This is a genomic window from Chitinasiproducens palmae, assembly GCF_900095735.1.
GTDB classification, from domain to species: Bacteria; Pseudomonadota; Gammaproteobacteria; order Burkholderiales; family Burkholderiaceae; genus Chitinasiproducens; species Chitinasiproducens palmae.
Genome location: NZ_FNLO01000003.1, coordinates 117,972 through 139,944, shown reverse-complemented (window position 1 = coordinate 139,944; position 21,973 = coordinate 117,972). Strand labels below are relative to the sequence as shown.

At 68.7% G+C, this 21,973-nt stretch carries 11 protein-coding genes and 5 tRNA genes; 7 read left to right on the top strand and 9 right to left on the bottom strand.

Features of this window, described 5'->3' with window-relative positions; all coding sequences use genetic code 11:
* Positions 1–104: 104 nt before the first annotated feature.
* Complete coding sequence (locus tag BLU54_RS06470) at positions 105–830, top strand: C40 family peptidase (protein WP_170845050.1); 726 nt, start codon at positions 105–107, stop codon at positions 828–830.
* Between the two features lie 218 nt (positions 831–1,048).
* Here the strand turns inward: BLU54_RS06470 and BLU54_RS06465 are convergent, their stop codons facing one another.
* Positions 1,049–1,972, bottom strand: coding sequence for a patatin-like phospholipase family protein (locus BLU54_RS06465; protein ID WP_091906218.1), 924 nt, complete (start codon positions 1,970–1,972; stop codon positions 1,049–1,051).
* A gap of 481 nt (positions 1,973–2,453) precedes the next feature.
* Here BLU54_RS06465 and gltX point away from each other — a divergent pair, with 481 nt between their 5' ends.
* Together gltX and BLU54_RS06455 are read left to right on the top strand one after the other, a co-directional pair.
* Positions 2,454–3,857: a glutamate--tRNA ligase gene (gltX, locus tag BLU54_RS06460; RefSeq protein WP_091906216.1), complete on the top strand. Its 1,404-nt coding sequence runs from the start codon at positions 2,454–2,456 to the stop codon at positions 3,855–3,857.
* A gap of 139 nt (positions 3,858–3,996) precedes the next feature.
* Positions 3,997–4,072, top strand: a tRNA-Ala gene (locus BLU54_RS06455).
* 509 nt (positions 4,073–4,581) lie between these two features.
* Here BLU54_RS06455 and BLU54_RS23140 read toward each other — a convergent pair.
* Positions 4,582–4,830 carry a hypothetical protein gene (locus BLU54_RS23140; RefSeq protein ID WP_139169519.1) on the bottom strand — a complete coding sequence of 83 codons (249 nt, stop codon included), beginning with the start codon at positions 4,828–4,830 and terminating at the stop codon, positions 4,582–4,584.
* A 422-nt stretch (positions 4,831–5,252) separates the two neighbouring features.
* Between BLU54_RS23140 and BLU54_RS06450 the strand changes: the two genes are divergently transcribed.
* From BLU54_RS06450 to BLU54_RS06435, 4 genes are all read left to right on the top strand, one after another.
* Positions 5,253–5,328 (top strand) — tRNA-Glu (locus BLU54_RS06450).
* A 64-nt stretch (positions 5,329–5,392) separates the two neighbouring features.
* Positions 5,393–5,469 (top strand) — tRNA-Asp (locus BLU54_RS06445).
* Positions 5,470–5,537: 68 nt separating this feature from the next.
* A tRNA-Glu gene (locus BLU54_RS06440) sits at positions 5,538–5,613 on the top strand.
* Positions 5,614–5,676: 63 nt separating this feature from the next.
* A tRNA-Asp gene (locus BLU54_RS06435) sits at positions 5,677–5,753 on the top strand.
* Between the two features lie 794 nt (positions 5,754–6,547).
* Here BLU54_RS06435 and pbpC read toward each other — a convergent pair.
* The 7 genes from pbpC to BLU54_RS06400 form a co-directional block, all read right to left on the bottom strand.
* Positions 6,548–8,827: a penicillin-binding protein 1C gene (gene pbpC, locus BLU54_RS06430; protein WP_091906657.1), complete on the bottom strand. Its 2,280-nt coding sequence runs from the start codon at positions 8,825–8,827 to the stop codon at positions 6,548–6,550.
* A gap of 140 nt (positions 8,828–8,967) precedes the next feature.
* Positions 8,968–15,156, bottom strand: a complete 6,189-nt coding sequence (locus BLU54_RS06425; RefSeq protein WP_091906214.1) for an Ig-like domain-containing alpha-2-macroglobulin family protein — start codon at positions 15,154–15,156, stop codon at positions 8,968–8,970.
* A gap of 362 nt (positions 15,157–15,518) precedes the next feature.
* Positions 15,519–16,931, bottom strand: a complete 1,413-nt coding sequence (locus BLU54_RS06420; protein ID WP_235837819.1) for an MATE family efflux transporter — start codon at positions 16,929–16,931, stop codon at positions 15,519–15,521.
* The gene (locus tag BLU54_RS06415; protein ID WP_091906655.1) at positions 16,928–18,676 is read right to left on the bottom strand and encodes an ArnT family glycosyltransferase; all 1,749 of its coding nucleotides are present in this window, start codon (positions 18,674–18,676) and stop codon (positions 16,928–16,930) included. The genes BLU54_RS06420 and BLU54_RS06415 overlap by 4 nt, the downstream gene beginning before the upstream one ends.
* A gap of 416 nt (positions 18,677–19,092) precedes the next feature.
* The gene (locus tag BLU54_RS06410) at positions 19,093–19,368 is read right to left on the bottom strand and encodes a type B 50S ribosomal protein L31 (RefSeq protein WP_091906210.1); all 276 of its coding nucleotides are present in this window, start codon (positions 19,366–19,368) and stop codon (positions 19,093–19,095) included.
* Positions 19,369–19,588: 220 nt separating this feature from the next.
* A complete protein-coding gene (locus BLU54_RS06405; protein WP_091906208.1) occupies positions 19,589–20,437 on the bottom strand; it encodes a M90 family metallopeptidase in 849 nt (282 codons plus the stop codon).
* A gap of 13 nt (positions 20,438–20,450) precedes the next feature.
* On the bottom strand, positions 20,451–21,941 hold the full coding sequence (locus BLU54_RS06400; protein WP_091906206.1) for an MFS transporter: 1,491 nt from the start codon (positions 21,939–21,941) through the stop codon (positions 20,451–20,453).
* Positions 21,942–21,973: the final 32 nt, after the last annotated feature.

The following is a 21,973-nucleotide window of genomic DNA, read 5'->3' as shown; positions in this document are numbered from 1 at the left end:
ATCACCTGTGAACGTGTGAACTGATTGACAGCCATTTGCTGTCTGCTACTATCCGGTCAGACTTTTCCGCTAGCAGTACTTCACTGCGTAAAGAATACCGACCGATGCAGCAACGCCTAGTCCGCTCCTCGTTCCGCCTGTTTGCCTCTTTCCTCGCCGCTTCCACGCTCGTCTGCGCCGCCGGTACCGCGCAGGCCGACGAGACCAACGGCCCGTTTCAGGCAGCTACCCGTACCTCCGGCATCCTGTCCCCGAGCGCGCTGAACGCGGCGCCGATCATCGGTAGCGTGCGCGCCGCCGATATGTCGCAGGACGGTGACCAGGGCGTCGCGGCCCGTCACGCATCGCTGGGGCCCAGCGGCTTCCTGTCCGGCGTGGCCAGCAAGGCCGGCGACGTGGTCGTCGGTGCGCTGAACTTGATCGGCGTGCGTTACCAGTGGGGCGGCAACACGCCCGACGCCGGTCTCGACTGCAGCGGTTTCGTCAAATACGTGTTCCAGGACACGCTGAACTATGAACTGCCGCGCCGCGCCGAAGAAATGAGCCGCGTCGGCGAGAAGATTCGTCCGGACGAACTCAAGGCAGGCGATCTGGTTTTCTTCAAGACGATGCGTCGTGCATTCTCGCACGTGGGCATCTACATCGGCGACAACAAGTTCGTGCACTCGCCGTCGACCGGCAGCACGATTCGCGTCGACAATCTGTCCGATCGTTATTGGTCGGTGCGCTACAACGGCGCCCGCCGTATCGACGACGCTGTCTACACCGACGATGTTGCGCAGGGCAACGACGTCCGCGCGCACATCCAGCGCGCCAAGATGTCGTACTGAGCCTGACGCAGTGGGCGTCCCAAGCGGACGCGCATGCGAGCAAGCCGCCCGTGGGCGGCTTTTTTCATGCCGGTGCGGCAGATTGCGAGCGTTGCACGACGATCGATCGTGTGTGGCTCTGCGGCACGGGTGCGGCCGCGCGGGCCATGACCGCCCCGGTGCCGCAGTGACCGTGCCGAACGGAACCTCGCAGGGCGGCGAACGTCAGGGCCGCGCGCTCAGGCGCCGGCATGTTGTTGGGCTGCGGCGAGCTTGCTGCGCAAGGTGGGCAGGATCTGCCGCACCGCTTCCTCACCAGCCAGCACCGCCATGTTCCGCGACGCGAAATCGGCGCCGCCCATGGTCGGCAGCGTCGGGCGAATCACCACGTCCGCATATTTGTCGAGCTCGTAGGCCTTGATCGACTGGCCCATGATCGTGAACGTCTGCAGCAGCACGTCGACGGAACTCGACAGCGAGGCGCCCACCGGGCTTTGCGAGATATCGACCGCGATCACGAAATCGGCACCCATGCGGCGGGCGAAGGCGGCCGGCACCGGACTGACCAGGCCACCGTCCACGTACTCATGATTGCCGATCCGCACCGGCTCGAAGATCGACGGCACGCTGCATGACGCTCGCACCGCCTGGCCAGTGGAGCCGCGCTGGAACAGAATGGGTTCGCCACTGGCCAGGTCGGTCGCGACCACGCCGAGCGGGCGATCAAGCTTCTCGATCGGACGGTTGTTCAGTTCTCGGTTCACGAAGGTCTGCAGCGCGGCGCCCTTGAGCAGGCCGCGCGTGCGGAACGGGAGCGCCCAGTCGCTGAGCGCGTCGGTGTCCAGCGTCAGCGCCAACTTGTTCAGCGCGATCCCGTCGCGCCCGCCAGCCCACAGCGCGCCGACCACCGATCCGGCACTCGTGCCCGCGACCAATGCCGGTACGATGTTCTGCGCTTCGAGTGCCTTGATCACGCCGATGTGCGCGAAGCCGCGCGCGGCCCCGCCGCCGAGCGCCAGTCCGATCCGCAGCGGCTTGCCTCCTGTCTGTGCGCTGGGGCGCGACGGGGTGGACGTACAGGCAGCCAGCGAAACCACGGCGGTGCTGCCGAAGCCGGCCAGCAAGGCGCGGCGTCGGGGATTGAAGGCGGAGTGTTCGGACATCGTCGAGTGTGGCGTGGAGGAAGGGCGGTGGGGCCGCCGGGCAACGCCGATTATAAGAGCGTCGCCGCACCGGAGCGCACTGGAGCGCACCGGAGCGCACCGGAGCGCGCCGTCGTGCGCGCCGGCGCCGGCGCCGGGGAGGACGGGGACGGATCGCGCGATCGACCGGACCGGCGGCGAGGTCGCGCGATCCGAACCGTCGCCCGGCTGGCCGCGGCGGCGGGCGCGCGGCCGCGTGAGGACCGCGTGAGGACCGGGTGAGGACCGAGTAGGGGGCTGAATGAGAACCTTGCGAGAGCCGACGTCGTCGGAGGACGGCAGCGTGCGGGCCGGCACGGCGGTGACGGGCACCCGGCAGCGACGGCGCCGGAGCAGAGCGGAGGCGGGGCGCTATAATCCGGGCGTTGCGCAAAGGTCTGGCCTTGATCCGGCCGATGCCACTTTCCCATGCGGTGCGCGCCACCGCTTCAGTTGACCGACGATGACCGCTGCCTCCACAGTCCGAACCCGTTTCGCGCCGAGCCCGACCGGCTTCATCCATCTGGGGAACATCCGTTCCGCCTTGTACCCGTGGGCGTTTGCACGTCATCACAAGGGCACCTTCATCCTGCGCATCGAGGATACCGACGTCGAGCGCTCGACCCAGGAGGCCGTCGATGTGATCCTGGCCGGCATGGACTGGCTCGGACTCGACATCGACGAGGGCCCGTTCTATCAAATGCAGCGCATGCCGCGCTATCGCGAGGTCATTCAGCAGATGCTGGACGCCGGGCAGGCATACTACTGCTACACGTCGCCTGAAGAACTCGACACCCTGCGCGAAGCGCAGCGTGCACGCGGCGAGAAGCCGCGCTACGACGGCCGCTGGCGGCCGGAGCCGGGCAAGACGCTGCCCGAGAAGCCGGACGGCGTGCTGCCGGTCGTGCGCTTCCGCAATCCGCTCGACGGCAGCGTGGCCTGGGACGATGCGGTCAAGGGGCGTGTCGAGGTGTCCAACGACGAACTCGACGATCTGATCATCGCGCGCGGCGACGGTACGCCGACCTACAACTTCTGCGTGGTGGTCGACGATCTCGACATGGCCATCACCCATGTGATCCGCGGCGACGACCACGTCAACAACACGCCGCGCCAGATCAACATCCTGCGTGCGTTGGGCGCGACTCCGCCGGTCTACGCACACTTGCCGACGGTGCTCAACGAGGCCGGCGAAAAGATGTCGAAGCGCAACGGCGCGATGAGCGTGATGGACTACCGCGATGCCGGCTACCTGCCCGAGGCCATCGTGAACTACCTGGCCCGGCTGGGTTGGTCGCACGGCGATGCGGAAATCTTCTCGCGCGAGCAGTTCGTCGAGTGGTTCGACCTGGCGCATCTGGGCAGTTCGGCCGCGCAGTACGACGGCGAAAAGCTCAAGTGGCTGAACAATCACTACATCAAGCAGGCCGACGATGCGCGCCTCGCCGCGCTCGTCGAGCCCTTGCTGCGCGCTGAGGGGTTGACCGCGCTGGAACGGCCGGCACTCGCCTCGGTCGTCGGCCTGTTCAAGGATCGCGCAGCAACCGTGCGCGAACTCGCCGAAAGCGCGGCCATGTTCTATCGCGTGCCCGCGCCGGCGGCCGATGCGCTCGCACAGCATGTCACCGATGCGGTGAAGCCGGCGCTTGCCGCCTTTGCCGATGCGCTGGCCGACGTGGCATGGGAGAAAGCGGCGATCGGACAGGCGATGAAGGCAGTGCTCGCCGCCCATGGCCTGAAGATGCCGCAACTCGCGATGCCCGTGCGACTGCTGGTTGCCGGCACCACGCACACGCCGTCGATCGATGCGGTACTCGCGCTGTTCGAGCGCGATACGGTCGTCGCTCGCCTGCGCAGCGCCGCGTGACGATGGCCGGCCGCGGCGCCGCGTGAGCAAAGGTTGGCCGCGGTGCCGGAGCGGACCGGGTGGAAACCTGGAGCCTGGCCGAAATACGGAGAAAGACCTTTACACTCGCATCGCGGTCATCTATAATCTTTTCTCTGTCGGGGGTATAGCTCAGCTGGGAGAGCGCTTGCATGGCATGCAAGAGGTCAGCGGTTCGATCCCGCTTACCTCCACCAAGTTTCAGTAGAAGACAGCGTTGTACGAAGAAAAGCCCTGGTTTCCAGGGCTTTTTTTTCGTCTTGGCACTTCGTCTTGGCATTTTGTTTTGGTACTGCCTTCCTGACTTTGCCACGGCCGTCGCGCGATCCGTCGTGCCGTCGGTGCGTGCGGCAGCCCGGCCGCCGGTCGCGCGCATCATCAAGTAACCGCGGCGCAGCGTTTTCCAAGTTCCCGTCCCGCGTTCGCTCGCCAAGCCGAATGGCGTGTGCGCCGTTTGCGCAGAGTGTTCGATGCCTCGCCGTTTCCCACCGCAGTGCGCGACACCCATCCGGCCTGCATAAGGAAGTTCGCAGTCCGAAGCCAGTCACGCGTTGCAGCGTCTGGCATTGCCATTGCCATTGCCATTGCAATGCATCCGCGGCGTTCCGCTGCGACGAGCAAGGCGTGAACGTAGCGAGGACAGCGCGGGAAGGAAAGGCGACGAGGAGGGGCCATGAGCGTTTTCCTCGCTGGCGCGAACGCATGCTCAAACATCGCTTTGCTCAGCCAGAGAAGACGTGTTCTTTTCCTTGGCGTACGACGCGATTGACGCGATGAGTGGCATGAACCGGACGTTGTACTCGGCACACGGCAAGGTCTGCTCGTTGCGCGAAGCGACGCAGACGCGCGATTCGGCCCGCGTGCTGTCGAGCACCGGGCAGCCTGGATCGATAGGTGCCAATCGATCCGGGCCGGAAACAGCCGGGCTGACATCAGTGCCTTGCCTGTGTGCCACCCGCTATCGGTCGGCTGGTTGCAGTACCGCCTGCTTATCCGTGCGATCGGTAGCGCTGAGCGCGTTCTCCGAGGTCGTGCCAGATCATTCGCCACTGGAGGGGTCGCCCCGCGTCTGCAGGATCGACGCAATGTTTGACGGTGGTAGGGCAACAGGCCGGCGAAACGTCCGTGTGAAACCCACGCAAAAGTCCTTGCAAGAAAGAATTACTGCTGCGTATAATCGCGGTCTTCGCTGCTGCTCATTTCGAGCGACGCAAGTCGGTGGCGAAGCGGTATCGCTGCTGTCGGCTGTCAGGCAGCGAGCGATGCAAGGAAGCGGTGGACAGCGTGTCGAAGCAGCCGGTGCTGCTTCACAGAGTGTAAGCGACACGGTATAATCCGCTTCCGATTTGAGCAGTACGGCAGTAGGGCGGTTACACCGTCCCCTTCGTCTAGAGGCCTAGGACATCACCCTTTCACGGTGAGTACAGGGGTTCGAATCCCCTAGGGGACGCCAGATACGGATGCGGCGACGCATCGAGCGGCAGCGCACGAGACGGTGCGGTGTCGACGAGAAGTTTGGAGTGGTAGTTCAGTTGGTTAGAATACCGGCCTGTCACGCCGGGGGTCGCGGGTTCGAGTCCCGTCCACTCCGCCAGTTTGAGTTCTGCGAGACGCAGGCCTCGTTTGAGTAGCAAACCGTTCTGCGAAAGCAGGACAGGTCCTGTCCCCTTCGTCTAGAGGCCTAGGACATCACCCTTTCACGGTGAGTACAGGGGTTCGAATCCCCTAGGGGACGCCAAACATGATGCGCTGGACGCATCGATGGCAGCGCGGCAATGAACGCGTTGTTGTACAGCAGTTCGGAGTGGTAGTTCAGTTGGTTAGAATACCGGCCTGTCACGCCGGGGGTCGCGGGTTCGAGTCCCGTCCACTCCGCCAGTCTCAAGCCCGTTCGATGCAAATCGAACGGGCTTTTTCTTTTTCAGTCGCGTTTCCATCCTGTGTCGATGCCGGCCGGCCGGCCGAGCGAGTGCATGTTGCGCGATCCCAAATGAGCCAAGGGCACGCCGTGTGCCGCGTCGGGGCCGCCGTTTCGAGGTCGCTTCGAGGCCGTTTCGAGGCCGCTTCGAGGCCGCTTCGAGCAGCCATTGGCGGCGGGCCACGCGCCTCGCCCGGCGCTTTCGGCAGATTGCCGTTTTGCGCTGCGCAACCAGCGGCGCAACGACGGCGATCGCATGGTGCGACCGAAGCGCGCCGCCGCCTTCGTGCGAGCGTCTTCGCGTCACGTTACGTCCCGTCGGAGCCAATCCAAACGCATCGTCGCTGACGGTATCAGTACACCGCGCACGCCTCGCGCGTCAGCGTGCGGGACAAGCTTCGTTCGATGCCTGCGCTGAGAGAAGATCAGCAGCGGGCCAGCAGCGCCGCGACGGTGCCAGGCGCTGACATGCCGGCGACCGTCATGCACACTTCCGGCGCGGCGCGGCGCTCGCGGGCGGCGTTGGCGAACGGTGGCGGCGGCAGCCTTGGCAAGTGGCATCGGCGAGGGGTGTCGATGGGGGGTGTTGACCGGCAGCGCGGCGCCTGCGCGGTTTTGCCTGCCCTGACGTAACGGAATGCGGTGCTCAGCCGAGCCGTCGTTTCGGCCTGCGAACCAAGTTCTCGGAGTTGCTCGCGGGGTGCCGCGCTGCGGTCCGCCAGGGCCGATCGCGACTGCTGCGGATCGGCGTGCTTCAGCGTCGGCCCGGCGCAGATGCGGCGGTTGACGGGCGCGCGGCGACTGGCTTGACGCCGGCGCCGCGCACCTCGAAGCCGATCTCGTCCAGTGTCTGTCCCTTCGCGTCGAGCAGTGCGAGCCGGTGCCGTCCTGGCCACGGCAGCCAGCGCGCCGGCCCTTTCTGCACGATCGGCTGGCCGTCGACGCGCCAGCGCAGCGCGCTGCGCGCGGCCGGCGCGATGCCGTCGGCCACGAAGGTGATGCGTTGATTGGCAGGTGGAATATCGGGGTCGAGCGCGAAGATCGTGCCGTCGACGGGCTCGGCAATGCGCGCGCCCGCGGTGCCGGCGCGCGGCGCCGTCGGCGCATGGATGCTGGCCAGTCGCACCACTGGCTGGGCGGTGCCGGTCAGGAACCATTCGTCGCGCGCCGGTTCGAGTGCCGGCTCGAAGCGCACCGCCACCTGCTCGACCCCCGCCGGGGCAGCCGGCGCGGTATTCGCGGGCAGGTTGCCGCCGGTGCCGCGCCGCTGCAAATAGTCCTGAACCTGACGCCAGACCGGGCCGGCACCGGTCACACCGGACACGTCCCACATTGGCGAGCCGTCCGCGTTGCCGACCCAGACACCGACGGTGTAGCGGCGCGAGAAGCCGACCGTCCAGTTGTCGCGCATGTCCTTGCTGGTGCCGGTCTTGACTGCCGTGTAGTACGGCGTGGTCAGCACGCTGTCGATGCCGAAGGTGGTCAAGCGCGCGTTGCGGTCGGCCAGGATGTCCGAGACCACGAAGCTCGCGGCCGGACTGAACACCCGCGCGGCCGCGGGAGCCGGGAAACCGCTCGGCGCACGCGGGGCGGGCACGCCGGCGCGGAGCGGCGGATGCACGCTCAGCGGGCCGGCGACGCCGCCGTTGGCCAGCGCGCGGTATGCATTGGTCAACGACGCCAGTGTGACGTCGGCACTGCCGAGCGCCAGGCTGAAACCGTAATAGTCGCCGTCGTGTTCGAGCGGCAGGCCCAATGCGCGAAGCTGTCGCGCGAACGGTTCGGCGCCGACCATCACAAGTGTGCGCACCGCGGGAATGTTCAGCGAACTGGCCAGCGCATGACGCACGCTCACCCAGCCGTGGAAATCCTTGTCGTAGTTCTGCGGCACGTAAAGGCCACCGCCGGTCGGCAGGCCGATCGGGCTGTCGTGCAACAGCGAGGCGGCGGTCAGCCGCCGTTGATCGAAGGCGCTGGCGTACAGAAAGGGTTTGAGCGTCGAGCCGGCCTGACGCAGCGCGGCCACCGTGTCGACTTCGGGAGCCGACGACAGGCGGCCCGCCGAACCGACCCAGGCGAGGACTTCGCCGCTGGCATTGTCCAGCACGATCACGCCGCCGTCCGCGATGTGTCCGGTCGTCGACGTGCCGTTGCGCGACAGGCCGGTGAGGGTGGTGCGCAGCGCCCGCGTCGCGAAACGCTGCAGGGGCGCGTCGAGGCTGCTCGTCACGCGCGTGCCGGCCGCCGGGCGTTCCGCCGACAGCAAGCGGCGCGAGAAGTGGGGCGCCAGGCCCTCGGCGCCGTCCGCGACGTCGGCGCGGCCGCGCGAGGGGCGTTCCAGCACGCGACGGGTGTAGTCGCGCAGCCCGTCGCAGGCTGCGTCCAGCGCCTGTTCGATCTGGCAGGCACGCGCGGCGACGCGTGCGGGGCCCGCGTTCGGCGCGCGAATCAGCGCGGCCGCCACCGCCGACTCGCGGCGGTCCAGACCCGACGGGGCCTTGCCGAACAGCGTCTGCGACAGTGCATCGATGCCGATCAGCTCGCCGCGGAACGGCACGCGATTCAGATAAGCCTCGAGGATCTGGTCCTTGCGCCAGGAGCGTTCGAGCGCGAGCGCATCCACGGTCTGCTCGACCTTGTCGAACACCGAACGCGGCGTGCCCGAGCGCCGGTCATCGTCGAGCAGGCCGGCCAGCTGCATGGTGACCGTCGATGCGCCGCGGGTTCGCGTGTTCCACAGATTGCCCCACGCCGCGGCGGCGACGCCTCGCCAGTCGACGCCGCTGTGCGCATAGAAGCGCTTGTCCTCGGAGACCAGCAGCGCATCGCGGAAGGCGGGCGAGACGTCGGTGAGCGCGACCCAGTCGCCGCGCCATGCGCCGAAATCGGCGCGCAGGCGCTGGATCGGTTCGCCATGGCGGTCGAGCACGATCCAGTCCGACGCGCGCCAGGCACTGCGCACCGCGTCGAACGACGGCAGCGGCGCCGCCGACGCCGTGCCGCAGAACAGGCCGATGACGCCCAGTGCCGCCAGTGCCGCCCGTGCGCGGGACCGGCGGTGCCCGAGCTGCCGAGGCTTGACCGGCTTGACCGCCTTAACCGCCTTAACGGGCTTAACGGGCTTAACGGGCTTAACGGGCGCCGCCGCCCGCGCGCCGGCGCGCCGCGCGACCGTCACTGCGCGCCAGCCACGACGCGCATGGCCGCGTTGGGCGTCTCGCCGAACACGTCCGGCGCATACAGTGCTTCGACCCGCGTCGGCGGCAACGCAAAGCGGCCAATGCTGTTCAGGCGCACGGTGTAGGTCACCGTCAGCTTACCCTTGGGCAGATAGGCGTAATACGCGCGATAGCCGTCCTGGCCGCGTTCCACGTAGCTCGGTGCCGCACCGCTGTCGTCGCGCGACGAGGCGGCGGCGTTCGCGCCGATCTCGCTGTCGCGCCCGAGGCCCGAGCCGAGAATCACCGCGCCCGCCGGCACCGGATCGTTGACGACCACCCAGGTCATCGGCGTCTGCGCGTCGATGTTCAGTTGCACGCGCAGGATGTCGCCGCGCCGGAGGTCGCCCTTGAGCGCCGCGGTCTTTTCGCCCTGCACCAGCGTCACCGTCTTCTCGATGCGATAGCCGGCGTTGACCGCGCGCTGCAACGGCACCGCCGCCAGACCTTCGACGCTGGCCCACGGCTGGCCAGTGCCGTCATGGCGCAGGTTCAGCGTGGCCTTGGCGCCGGCCGGCTTCGGCCAGTTGATCAGCAGCGGCGCGGGACCATCGCTCGCTCCCCAACGCCCCGCCGCGGCATCGCGTCCGTCGACGCTCGCCTGCGTGGTGCCGTTGACCGGCGTGCTCTCGAAGCGGCGCGAGAAGCCCTGCAGCGCGACCACGCCCCATGCGTTGGCGTTGGTCGTCGCCCACGCACCTTGCTGCTGGCGGCCGAGCAGGCCAAGCGCCATCCGGCCCATGTCGTCGCGCCAGCCGGCATCGTCGGCAGTGGCTTCGAGCAGGCGCGCCGCGTTGACGTCGTCGCCGCTCATCAGCCACCACAGCGCGTCGCTGGCACTGGTCGTGAAGTCCAGCCGCGTGCCGCTGAGCGACAGGCGCGCGCGCAGCACGCGGCCTGCCTCGTCATGCCGTTGCTCGCGATCCGGCAGGTCCTTCAAGCGGCCGGTGATCTGGTACCAGTCGAGCAGTGCGGAAGTCGGCAGGTTCGGCACGTCGAGCGACAGCGATTCGACCATCGCCGGGCGGGCGCGGCCGTAGCGCGACAGCGCTTCGATCGCGCTCAGCTTGCGCCAGCCGAGATCGTCGCGCGGCGCCCAATGGTCGCGCTTCAGGCGGCCTTCGACGAAACGTTCCAGACCGTCGAGCATGCGCGTGCTGTACTCGGTCGGCCAGGTGAAGGCGCGGTCGCTGGCCGAGGCGGCGCTGGCGATGTCGAGCAGGTAGGCGGTCAGCACTTCGCTACCGCTTGCACGGCTTTCCTCGCCTGGCGGGAAGTACGCGGCCAGTCCGTCTTCGTCCAGGTAGACCGGCAGCGACCGCGCGATGCGCGCGAACGCGTCCGGGTCGCCCATGCCGATGGCGCGGGAGGTCTGCTGTTCGAGGCAGCTGTAAGGGTAGCGCCGCAGCCAGCGCTGCACGCCCGGCAGGGAATCCGCCAGGTGCGCGCGCAACGAGACACGCACGCCGCCGCGCGGCTGGTTGTCGCTGCCACCGATCGGCAACGCCTCGCGCGGCGAAGCGATCGGCATGCTCAGGCCGGCCGGCGTGAGTTGCGTCAACGTCGCCTGCCTGACCGTGAGCGGTACGCTCTGCGCCAGCAACTGCCGCTGTGCGATCGCGTCCCGCGCGTGCGCGGCACCGTTCTCCTCCGCCTCGACACGCCAGGCGAGCGCAACCGGGGTGTCGTCGAAGGCCGCGGCCGGCGTATCGCGAGCGGGCGCGACCACGTCCCAGACCACCTCGGCGGCGCTGTTGGCGGCCAGCTTGATCACCTGCACGGGCAGGGTCTCGTCGCTCGCATCGGCGACCGGCGCCGTGCTCACGCGCGGGGCGGCGGCACTGCTCGCGGCCTTGCCGCCGCCGACCTTGCCGTCAGCCGGCTTGCCGTCCGCCGCGACGATGCTGCGATGCGCGGTGACCTTGACTTCCATCGCCCGCTCAGTGGTGTTGCGCAGCGTGAAGCCGGCCCGATACTGGTCACCGGACCGCACCAGCGCCGGCAGCCCGGAAATCAGCTGCAGGTCCTGGCGTGAGCGAATGGTCGCGGCGCCGGTCCCGAAGCGATCCGCGCCCTGGCTGGCGACGGCCACCAGCTTGAAGCTGGTCAGCGCATCGGACAGCGGCACCGTGATGCGGGCCTCGCCGTTGGCGTCGAGCTGCACGTCCGGCTGCCACAGGAGCAGGGTGTCGAACAGCTCGCGGGTCGCCGTGTGGCCACCGCCGCCGCCTGCGGGAACCGCCTTGCGGCCGAAGTGGCGGCGCCCGATCACTTCCATCTGCGCAGTGGCGGTCCGCACGCCGAGCGAGCGTCGCTGGTACATGGCGTCGAGCAACGCCCAACTGTCGTTGGACTTGAGTTCGAGCAGGGCCTGGTCCACCGCCGCGAACGCGACGGTGGTGCCGGCGGGCACCGGCCGGCCGTCGGGGCCGGTCACGCGCACCTTGACCGACGACTTGGCGCGCACCGGATAATCGGCATGGTCGGGCGTGACGGTGACCTGCAACCGGTGCGGCGCGAGGCCGACCGAGATTTCGGCGACGCCGACCCGGAAGGCGGGCTTGGAGAGATCGACGAACGCGTTCGGCGCCTGGTATTCGCGCCCTTCGTACCAGAACGCGCGTGCCCACTCGACCGGCGACTTCCAGCCCCATGTGAACAGCGAATACCACGGCACTTCACGCACGCGCGGGCGCAGGACCAGCACCGACACGAATACGTTCGGGCCCCAGTCAGGCGAGATTTTCAACTGCACGGTCGGATCGTTGCCGTTGAGTTCGACGACCTCGCGATGCAGGATGCCTTCGCGCTCCACGGTGACCAGCGCGCGCGCGGCCCGGAACGGCATGCGCACCTGGAAGCGCGCAGTCTCGCCGGGCTGGTACTCGCGCTTGTCGGCCAGCACGTCGATGCGGTCGGTGTTGTCGCCACCGAACCAGACTTCGTCGCGGCTGGCCACCCATACGGAGGCGCTGGCGCTCGAATGCCGGCCGTCGGCGTCGTCGGCGGTCGCGATCAACGTCACGTCGCCGGTGGCATCGAGCTTGGCTTCGCACACCAACAGGCCGCGCGAGTCGCTGCGGCCCTTGCAGACGTCACCCAGTTCGCGGATTTCGGTGCGATTGTCGTAGGCGTAGAAACCGCCGACCAGGCGACGGCGCGTCGAGATCACCCGCCGCGACACGGCGCGAATCGTCAGCGGCACGTCGGCCTTGACCTCGCCGCGCGTGTCGAGGGCCAGTCCCTGCACGGTGATCTTGCCTTCGCGCGCGGCCCAGTCCGGCGTGCGGATTGCCGCCACCACGCCAGCCGGCCAGACGCGCGCCTGCGAGCGCAGCGTCGCGATCTGTCCGTTCGGATCCGCGTAGTCGGCCTCGACGACGAGTTCCTGCAGTTCGTCGCTGCGCGGCACGTGATCGAGCTTCAACCGGCCGGCGCCCTGGCGGTCGAGGGTCAGCGCGACCTTGTCCGCGATCAGCCTGCCGGCGCTGCCGTCCCGCGCTGCCGCGTCGCCGTCGCCCGCGCTGCCGTCGTCGCCCTCGTCACCGCCACCGACACTGGCGTCGGCGGTCGGCGGACGATACGGCGTGAAGCTGAAGCCGGGGTAGCGCGAGTCGAAATCGGGGCTGCTCGGCCGCGCCAGCGCCGAGACGCGGACCGGCAGGCCGGCCGCGCCGCCGCCGGACAAGTAGTTCAACTGCACCGAGACATCGGCCTGCTGCGCGGCGATCAGCGGCGCGCCGCCGATCGCGACCTTGCCTTGCATCACCGGCAATTGGACCCGCTCGACGCGGAAATGCCCTGCGTCGTACTCGGTGCCGCGTTCGCCTTCGCCCTCGTCGGACAGGCTGACGCTGTATTCGCCGAGCTTGGCCTGCGGCGGCAGCGGCAGCGTCGAGACCGCGGTGCCGTCCGGGCGCCACGTGAGCGCGAGCTCATAGCTGTCGTCGCTGCCTAGGTGGCGCACGATCGCCTTCGCCGGCTGCGCCTGCCGATCGACGGCGAGGCCACGACCGGTCTGCTGACGCAGGAAATGCTTCATCGAGACGGTCTCGCCCGGCGTGAACAAAGGCCGGTCGAACACCGTGTGCGCAACGAAGCTCGGCTGCGGGTTCTCGTTGGTCGGCACGTTGAAGCGCCACGGTTCGATGCCGCGATCCCAGTCCGACAGCACGAACGACATGTCCGGCCCGGTCTTCGGATCGTTGACGCGTGCCGACACGAACACGCCGCTCGAGCCGCTTTCCTGGCACCACTTGCGCGGGAAGGTCTCGTTGAACGTGACGGTGCCGTCTTTGCCGGTCTCGCCGGTGGCGAGCGACTGGCCGTCACAGCTCGATACCCGGATGCGCGCGCCGGCCACCGGGCGCGCGCCGTCCAGCGTGGTGACCCAGACCAGACTGCCCTCGCGGGACTGCTTCAGGTGCACGGCCAGATTGGTGACCAGCGCCGTGGTGCGCACGTACATCGGGCGCGGGTCGGCGAGCAGCGACGCGCCGAGCCGCGGCGAGGCCGCTTCGATCACGTAGAAGCCGGCGTCCTTCAACGGCAGGCCGATCACTTCGAACGGGCGCGGCTGCTTCGGATCACTGGTCGGCAGGTTCAGGCGTTGCACGCCGGCGCTGTTGGCAAGCAGGGACAGCGAGCGCACGTCGATCAGCTCGGTGCCGTCCTCCTGGCGGATACGCACTGCTTTCGGCGACCGGGCCAGCAGTCCGGGCTCGATGCTGTTCAGGCGTTTTTCGGTGACGTAGGTGCCGTCATCGTCGAAGTGGCGGAGCCGGCCGAGCCACGCGATGATCGCGGCGTCGTCGTCGACGCGTTTCTGCGCGAGCGCGCCGCCCGCCGCCGGCACGCGTGCCGCATTGAACGTGGCGTCGGCCTCGATGTGGCGCACGGTCAGCGGCAGCATCGGCGTGCCGCCAGGTTCGGCGAAACGTTCCAGAATACCGAAACTGCCGGTCGAGAATTTGAGCAGCGGCGGCATCGCCGCGGTGCGCACGGCGAGCGGGAAGGTGCCCGCGTTGCTCAGCGGCCGCCCGGCGTCGTCCTTCAGGCCGGCGGGCAGCACGATCGACAGCGCCGCATCCGGCGGCAACGGCGCCGGGAAGGTGATCGTCGTGCTGGGCGAATCGTTGTCCGAAACAGTCGGCTTGCGTTTGCCGTCGGGCGTTTGCAGCACGATCGATTCGAGGGTGGCGCGCGGCACGTTGGCCGTGAACGACAGTTGCATCGGACGCAGCGGCGAACATGCGGCGCGCGCATTTTCGCGCTCGCAGCTGAAGCTCGCCGTCAGCGGTGCGCGCACCGTGCGTTCGAACTGCTGCGGCCGGCCGGCACTGACGCCGCCAGCGGTGGCGAGGCCGGCACCCCACAGCAGCCGCACGGTCGCTCCCGAGGGCAGGCGGCGCTGGCAACTGAAGGTGATCCAGTCGGGACCGGCGCCGCTGACGTCGAGGTGGCGCAGGATCGCATCGCGGTCGGCGCCCTTGACCAGCTTCACCGGCAAGCGCTCGCCGATGCCGTCGACTTCGCAGAAGACGTTGTCCTGCACCGAACGCTCGGTCACCGGCACGTTCATCCGCGCCGCGAAGATCTGGTCTTCGTCGACGTTGCCGCCGGGTCGCAGCGCAAGGACGCGCGGACCGCCGGTTGCGAACGCATAGCGGGTATTGCCCGTCACCGCTTGACCGGCAGCGGACTTGAGTCCGGCGCTCGGACGCAATTCACAGCGCGCGCCCGGCCCGAGCGTCTGGTCGAAGCGGAACGACCAGGTCTTGGCATCGATCCAGCGGCCACTGCCGCGCGTCGCCGAAGTGGGCGCGCCGCTGCAGCTCAGCGTCAACGGGGCGGCCCCGTCGCCGCTGCCGAACGCCACCATCGCCTCGTCGAATACCGCGGTGACTTGCGTGACCGGACCGACTTCGCCTTCCGGTGTGACGCGGACGATGCGTGCCGCGTGCGCGGATGTGGCGAACAACAGCGACGTCAGGCAGCCCGCCGCCACCAGCAGGCGCGGCAGCCAGGCGTGACGGCGCGAGACGTTTGCGCGTTGCAACGGTGGTGCTTCGGATGGCACGGGCCGGGGGCGCGTGGCGTGTCGGTCGTCGATCTGTCTGTTGCCTGCCCCTGCTTCCGCGTGCATCGCTGCCGTCTCCTTATTGTAAGGTCCGACGATTGTAGACGAGCCGCTTGTCAAGCGGCCGGTTGCGATGGCGATGGCGCGCCAAATCGTCGCGCTTCAACCACGCGCGAGGCCAAAAGGCTGTGCGGTGTCACACACCGGCGCGACGGACGCCTAAGCTGCGGGGCAAACGGATAAGGCGGGCGGGCAGGACAGCTCGAGCAGGCGGTGAACGGTGCCGCGGCGGCAGCGCTCGGGTACCGGGCGTTGCGGCGGCCGCGATGGCGCACGCCGCGGTGTGTCCGGTGGGCGCAGGCGGGCCGGCGCGGCCGCCGGTCACGGCAGGGCCAGGCGCGGCCGGCGCAAGCCGGGCTCAGTCGTGCTCAGTCGCGCGGCCGGCCGACCACCACGCGTCGATATGCGAGCAGACCCAACGCCGCGACGCCGAGGCTGAGCGCATTGGCCAGCCAGAAACCGCGCGCGCCTTGCCATCGGGCCGGTACCCAGCCGGTGAGGTCGAAGCCGAGCACATAGCCACCGCCGAGGCCAACCCCCCACAACGCAAAGGCGTAGATCAGCGTCGGCACCACGGCCACCTTGTGTGCGCGCAGCGCGAAGGCCGTGCTGATCTGCACCGCGTCGAAGAAGTGGTACAGCGCGACGATGCCGAGCAGGCTGCCCGCCGCGGCGACCACCGCCGGGTCGGCGCTGTACGCGGACAGGATCGGGCCGCGCGCCGCCAGCAGGGCCACGGCATACAACACCGCGAGCAGCGCGGCGATCGTGATGCCGTGGCGCGACAGTCGGCGGGCGCGCTCGCGCTCGCGGGCGCCGAGGGCCTGGGCCACCAGCGTCGCGGTTGCAATGCCGAGCGACATCGGCGTCATGTACAGCACCGCGCCCAGGTTGGCGGCGATCTGGTGGCCGGCCAGCGGCGTGGTGCCAAAACGCGCGATGAAGATGGCCATGAACGTGTAGGCCGTCACCTCGATCAGGTAGGACAACCCCATTGGCACGCCAAGCCGCAGCAAGGCCCACAGCCGCGCCGGATTGGGCCGGCTGGCATGCAGGAAAATCCCGAACGGGCGATAGAACGCATGCCGATAGAGCACGCCCACGCCGATCAGCGCCAGCGCCCAATTGATCGCGGTGGTGGCCAGCGCCGCGCCCGGTGCGCCCCGCGCGGCGACGCCCAGGCCGCCGAAGATCAGCCACAGGTTGGCGGGCACCTTCAGCGCCAGGCCGATCAGCTGCAGCGCCATCACCAGGCGCGGCCGGCCGAGCGCGGTCGACAGCGAGTTGTAGATGCGGAACAGCAGGGCGGCGGGCAAGCCGAACGAGAGCACGCGCAGATACGCGACGGTGCGTTCGGCCAGTGCCGGGGAAGCGTCGGACAGCGCCAGCAACGGGCCGGGGAAGGCCAGCAGCACCATGCCGATCACTGCCAGCGCCGCCGCCAGCCAGCCCGCCTGGCGAACTTCTTCGCCGATTTCGCCGGGCCGCCGGGCACCGTGCAATTGAGCGGCGATTGGCGACAGCGCGCCGAGAATGCCGGTCAGGCCGACATATACACTGATGTAGATCGAGGCGCCGAGGCCGAGCGCGGCGAGATCGAGCGACGCATAGCGCCCGACCATCGCGGTATCGATAACGCCGAATGCAATGATCGCCAGCTGCCCGATCAGCACCGGCCAGGCGAGGGCGCCGATCGCGCGCGCGTCATGCCACCAATGCCCGGCGCGCTCGCTGCCGCCGCGCCGGCTCGTCCGCTCGGAGCGCCCCTGACCGTCTGTCATCGGCAGCCGCCCGCGCCGGCGCGGGCCGGCCGTGCCTCGCGCAGGTAGAGGCGGAAGCGCTCGTCGCGATCGGCCGCGCGCCGGCCTTCCCATACCTGTCGCCAGCAGTAGGGCGCCGGCGACTGCGGATCGCCGAAGTCCTGCCGGTCCTGGCGCAGCAGCACATTGCAGTCGCTCTGGCCGGGGCGGCGGAAGCGCATGTCCGCGAAATAGCCGAACGACGCGATCTGTGCCTCGCCCAGGCGTACCGGATCGATGCAGGTGTAGTCGGGCGGCAGATGGCTGGCGATCTGTTGCGCCACGTCGCGGTAGGTCCGGCTGTAGTCGATGAACGGCAGCCACAGCGTCATCAGCAACACCCACATCAGCGTCGTGCCGGCACTGGACAGCACCACGCTGCGCCACAGCACCTTCGGCGAGCGCGACAGCCGCCAACGCACCAGCCAGACCCATGCGGCGGTCGCGGCCAGCGCGGCGGCCAGTGCCAGCGGATTGAAGCTCGGCTGGAATCCCGGCAACAGGCGCGCGAGATTGCGCGCGATCGGCGGCGGGAAGCCGGTCTGGCCAGCGATCCAGACGATCCATACGAAACCGCTGAGCAGCGTGAAACTCAGCACCGCGAACCAGTCGATCGCATTGATCGCACCGCGCTTGAGGGTCGGCAGGCCGAACGCGGCAAGCATCGACAGCGCCGGCAGCGGCAGCACGAACAGCCGGTTGTTCTGATGGCTCTGCAGCAGCACCAGCAGCAGCAGCGGCACGGCCACCGCCAGCGGCGCGGCAACGTGCGGCGCGCGCCACAGGCGTCGCCAGCTCCACAGCGACCAGAGCGCGAGCGGCCACGCGGGCCAGGTGAACAGCGGGAAGTTCTTCGCCGCGTAGGCGAGCACGTTCGAGGGGCCGCCGCTGTAGCGGTTCAAACCCGCGTTGAGCCAGTCGTACAGGTAGCGATGGGCGGCGGTGTCGGGGGCCGCGAACCATGCGACCAGCGGCCAGCTCAGGCCGATCGCGAGCGCCAGCGGCAGGCCCAGAACAAGCAGTTGCACCCGGCGCAGCGCCGGGCTGAGGAGCGGCACGGCAAGCGTGCAGACGCCGACGGCCACCGGCATCACCGGGTTGCCCGACAACGCCAGCAGGCCGACACCGCCGCCCCAGCAGGCCGCGCCCTGCCAAGGTTTGTCGCTCAACCGGGCGAGACCGTACAGGACCAGCGTCACCGACAGCAACTGCGCGATCTGCGCGGTGCTTTCATGCCCGCGCTCGGCCAGGCCGAAGCACGCGAGCAGGATCAGTACCGCACCGTCGGCAATCGTGCGGCCATAGTCGCGCGGCGCCGGTTCGCCGCCGAACGCGTATTTGAACGGCTGCACCTCGGCGCGGCGGCCGAGCAGATAGCTGCCGTACCAGACCAGGCCGCAGGTCAGCAGGAACAGCAGCAAGGTGGGCAGCCGCGCCGCGTTGCTCGCGCCGAGCAGCCAGCCGGTCAGGCGGATCGAAAGCGCGCCGAGCCAATACATCAACGGCCCGTTGTCCGGCACCGGATGACCGAAGATGTTCGGCGTCAGCCAGTCGGCCGGCGTGCCGTGCGCGAGTGTGTACATTGCGCCGAAGCCGGCGGCGTCCTCGTTCTTCCAGGGATCGCGCGCGAACAGGCCGGTCGCTGCGTAGATCAGGCAGATTGCGAGCAGCGCGGCACGGGGCAGGGCGCGGGTGGCGGAGGCGGTCAGGCGGACGACAGGGTTCATGCTCTCGGAGCCGGTGCGGCGTCGGGCGCTCATTGTAGATCGGTCAGGCGCCGGGCGTGCTGCATGCCGCACGTCGTGCATGCCTGGCATGCGACGCATGTGTGACGCATGTGACGCATGCGTCGCAAGGCAAGACGGCGCTGACGGCGACTGCGGCGCCCGGTCAACGACGCATGCCGGCGCAGGGCCGGCGTCGCTGGCATGCGACCGTGCGTCCGCGGCGTCTGCGGCGTCTGCGGTGGCCGCCGCGGCGGCCGGGGCGGCCGGGGCGGGAAGGGCGGCGGCCAACGCGAAGCACGAACCGCATTCGCTCGGTGAAGGCAGCGCGGCCGCCTTCACCGAGCGCGCGCACAAGAAAAAGGGCAGCCTAGGCTGCCCCTATCGACCTGCGAGCGACAGTGCGCTCGCCGTCAATTTCAGCTTGCGGTGTTGGTCGTCGCCTTGCCGCCCGCACGCGCGCCGAACTTCTGGCGGAACTTCTCGACGCGGCCAGCCGTGTCGACGATCTTCTGCGTGCCGGTGTAGAACGGGTGCGATTCCGACGAGACTTCGACCTTCACGAGCGGGTATTCCTTGCCTTCGTGAACGATCGTTTCGCGGGTCTGGATCGTCGAACGGGTGACGAACTTGAAGCCCGACGACAGGTCCTGGATCAGGACTTCGCGGTAATTCGGATGAATGTTTTCTTTCATGACTGTATCTATCTGTCGGTAGCCAACCCGCCAACTCGCTGCGGAACGGAATGCCGGCCCGGATCACCCGGTTGGCATCGTCCCTCGAACGTGCCGGGAAAGCCGCGCCGTCGAGCGCAACTGCCTCCCGTCCGCACGGCCAAGCCGCGAGCCACTTGCCAGTAGCCAAAGGTTTCGAGACGAAGCCTGCGATTATGCCAGAAAAACACGCCCGGCAGCGTTATTTCACGGCCGCGGCGTCCGCGTCGCGTTCCCATTGCGCCGGGTCCTGCCGGTAGTAGGCGCGCAGCAGGTCGTAGAGCGGCGGCATCTCGTCGGCAAGCGCGCGCGGCGCGACGAAGAACGTCTCGCTGGCAACCGCGAAGAATTCCGCCGGGTCCTGCGCCGCGTAGGGGTCGAGCAGCGATTCGGCCTCGAAGCGCCGCCACGCGCGACGCGGCACCGCAGCCACTGCCGCGCAGAACGCGTCGAAACACGCTTGGAGTCCGGCTCGCCAGGCCGGCCGGTCGATGCCACGGTGCCACGCGTCGCTCAGGGGCGGCATGCCGTCGGCCACGCCGTTGCGCATGTCGATCTTGTGCGCGAATTCGTGGATCACCACGTTGTACGCGAAACCGCTGTCGTCGCCGGCGTCCTGCCACGACAGAATCACCGGTCCGCCGTGCCACGCTTCGCCGCTGGCGTCCTGAACCACCTCGTGCACCACGCCGGCTTCGTCCTGCACCGTCTTCCGGATCACGAACTCGCCCGGGTACACCACGATCTCGCGCCAGCCGCCGTACAACGACAGGTCGAGTTCCAGGATCGGCAGGCAGGCCTGGACCGCGATCGCGGCGAAGATCGCGTCGTCCGGCTCCAGGCCCTGCACCATCGTGAATTGCTTGTCGGCCAGGAACAGGCTGACAAGGCGGCGGAGGCGCTGCAAGGACGCGACGTCGAGCCAGCGCACGAACGCGAAACGAGCCAGGGTGGCATCCCACAAGGGCTCGGGAATCGCGAAGGCGTCGACCAGCCGCGCTTCGCGCGCCGCGCTGCGGCGCGCACGCCACTGTCGGTAGGCATCGAACATGGCCGCTGTCGGGTTATTTGATGTCGCGTTGCAGCAGTGCATAGAGCCCACCAAGCGCCGCCACCGCGCCGACGAACACGAACGCGTCGAGCGAGGCCATGAAGGCCGCCTGGCGAGTCACCATCGCCGCGACCTCGGCGAGCGGGGCGGGACCGGCAAGCGCGTCGAGCGTCTGACGAAAGACCGGATTGTAGGGTGTCGCGACCTCGGCCAGGCGGCTGTGATGCAGCGCCGCGCGATGCTGTTCGAGCACGATGACCGACGCGGTGGAAAACGAAATGGTCAACTGCTTGACGACGTTCTTCATCCGGTAGCCGTGCGAGAAGGCGTCGCCGGTGAACGGTCGAAACGTCAGGTTGGCGACGGGCAGCACGATGAACAGGATCAGCAGGCTGCGCAGCAGCAGCGCGCCGGCCAGCTCGCGCGGCCCGACCTGCGGCGTCATCGACGCGAGCCAGAACGCGGTCGTGGCCGCGCAGATGAAGCCCGGCACGATCAGCCACTTCTTGCGCGTGATGCGCGGCGAGATCCGCAGATAGCCGAACAGCAGGGCAAGCGAGGTCAGCGACGTCACGCCGATCAGCTCGCCGCTCCGGAACACCGACCAGCCAAGGCCCTGTTCCATGAAGCGTGGCAGCAGGTAGGAGAGGGAGGTCGACAGGAAGTAGTACAGCACGTAAAGCGTCAGGCCGGTCCGGTAGGAGCGTTCGCGCAGCGCGTCCAGACGCATCAACGGGCGCGGATGACGCCATTGGTGGTAGCCGAACCAGCCGAGTGCGGCGACGGCGAGCGCGGTCAGCACCAGCGGCAGCGGCGAGCCGGTGAACAGCGTGAAGCGCAGTTGCTGCAGGACGATCTGCAGTGCGCCCTGGCCGATTGCGAAGACCAGATAGGGCCAGACGTGCGCTTCGCCCCGTTCGGCGGCAGCCAGCACGCCCAGCGGCGGAACGCTCAGCCACACTGCCAGCGCGAACAGGCAGGCCAGCGGCGCGGTGCAGGCGAACAGCATGCGCCATTGCGCGTGGTCGAGCAGGATGCTGCCCGCCAGCGGCGCGCCGGCGCTGCCGATCAGGATCATCACCAGGAAGATGCGGATCGCGCCCGCGCGCTGCGTGCCGGGAAAACAGTTCTGAATCAGGATGCGGCAGGCGCCCATCAGCGGGCCGATCCAATAGCCTTGCCAGGCGCGCGCGAGCGCCAGTTCGATCGAGCTCTGGCACAGCGCCGAGGCGAGGGCGCCGAGCGCGTAGGCCAGCAGGGAGACGGCAAGATAGCGCCGGTAGCCCAGCCGCTCGACCCACCACTGCTGCTGGACGATGCCCAGCACGGCGGCGGTGGCGTAGCTGGTGGCTGCCCAGACCAGTTCGTCCGGTGACGCGTTCACGCCGCCAGCGATATAGCTGGCGAAGAAGCTGAACAGCGCGCTGTCGAAGTATTCGAGGCCGGTGGCGCAGGCGATGGCCCACGGGAACACCAGGCGGTCGAGGCCGGGCCGTGTTGCCATCGGGCGGGCCGGGCGACGGGCAGGTCCGTGGA

Coding starts and splice junctions, on each gene's coding strand:
- gltX (WP_091906216.1), top strand. CDS start 2,454: ATGACCGCTGCCTCCACAGTCCGAACCCGTTTCGCGCCGAGCCCGACC.
- BLU54_RS06400 (WP_091906206.1), bottom strand. CDS start 21,941: ATGGCAACACGGCCCGGCCTCGACCGCCTGGTGTTCCCGTGGGCCATC.
- BLU54_RS06470 (WP_170845050.1), top strand. CDS start 105: ATGCAGCAACGCCTAGTCCGCTCCTCGTTCCGCCTGTTTGCCTCTTTC.
- BLU54_RS06405 (WP_091906208.1), bottom strand. CDS start 20,437: ATGTTCGATGCCTACCGACAGTGGCGTGCGCGCCGCAGCGCGGCGCGC.
- BLU54_RS06465 (WP_091906218.1), bottom strand. CDS start 1,972: ATGTCCGAACACTCCGCCTTCAATCCCCGACGCCGCGCCTTGCTGGCC.
- BLU54_RS06420 (WP_235837819.1), bottom strand. CDS start 16,931: ATGACAGACGGTCAGGGGCGCTCCGAGCGGACGAGCCGGCGCGGCGGC.
- BLU54_RS06410 (WP_091906210.1), bottom strand. CDS start 19,368: ATGAAAGAAAACATTCATCCGAATTACCGCGAAGTCCTGATCCAGGAC.
- BLU54_RS06425 (WP_091906214.1), bottom strand. CDS start 15,156: ATGCACGCGGAAGCAGGGGCAGGCAACAGACAGATCGACGACCGACAC.
- BLU54_RS06415 (WP_091906655.1), bottom strand. CDS start 18,676: ATGAACCCTGTCGTCCGCCTGACCGCCTCCGCCACCCGCGCCCTGCCC.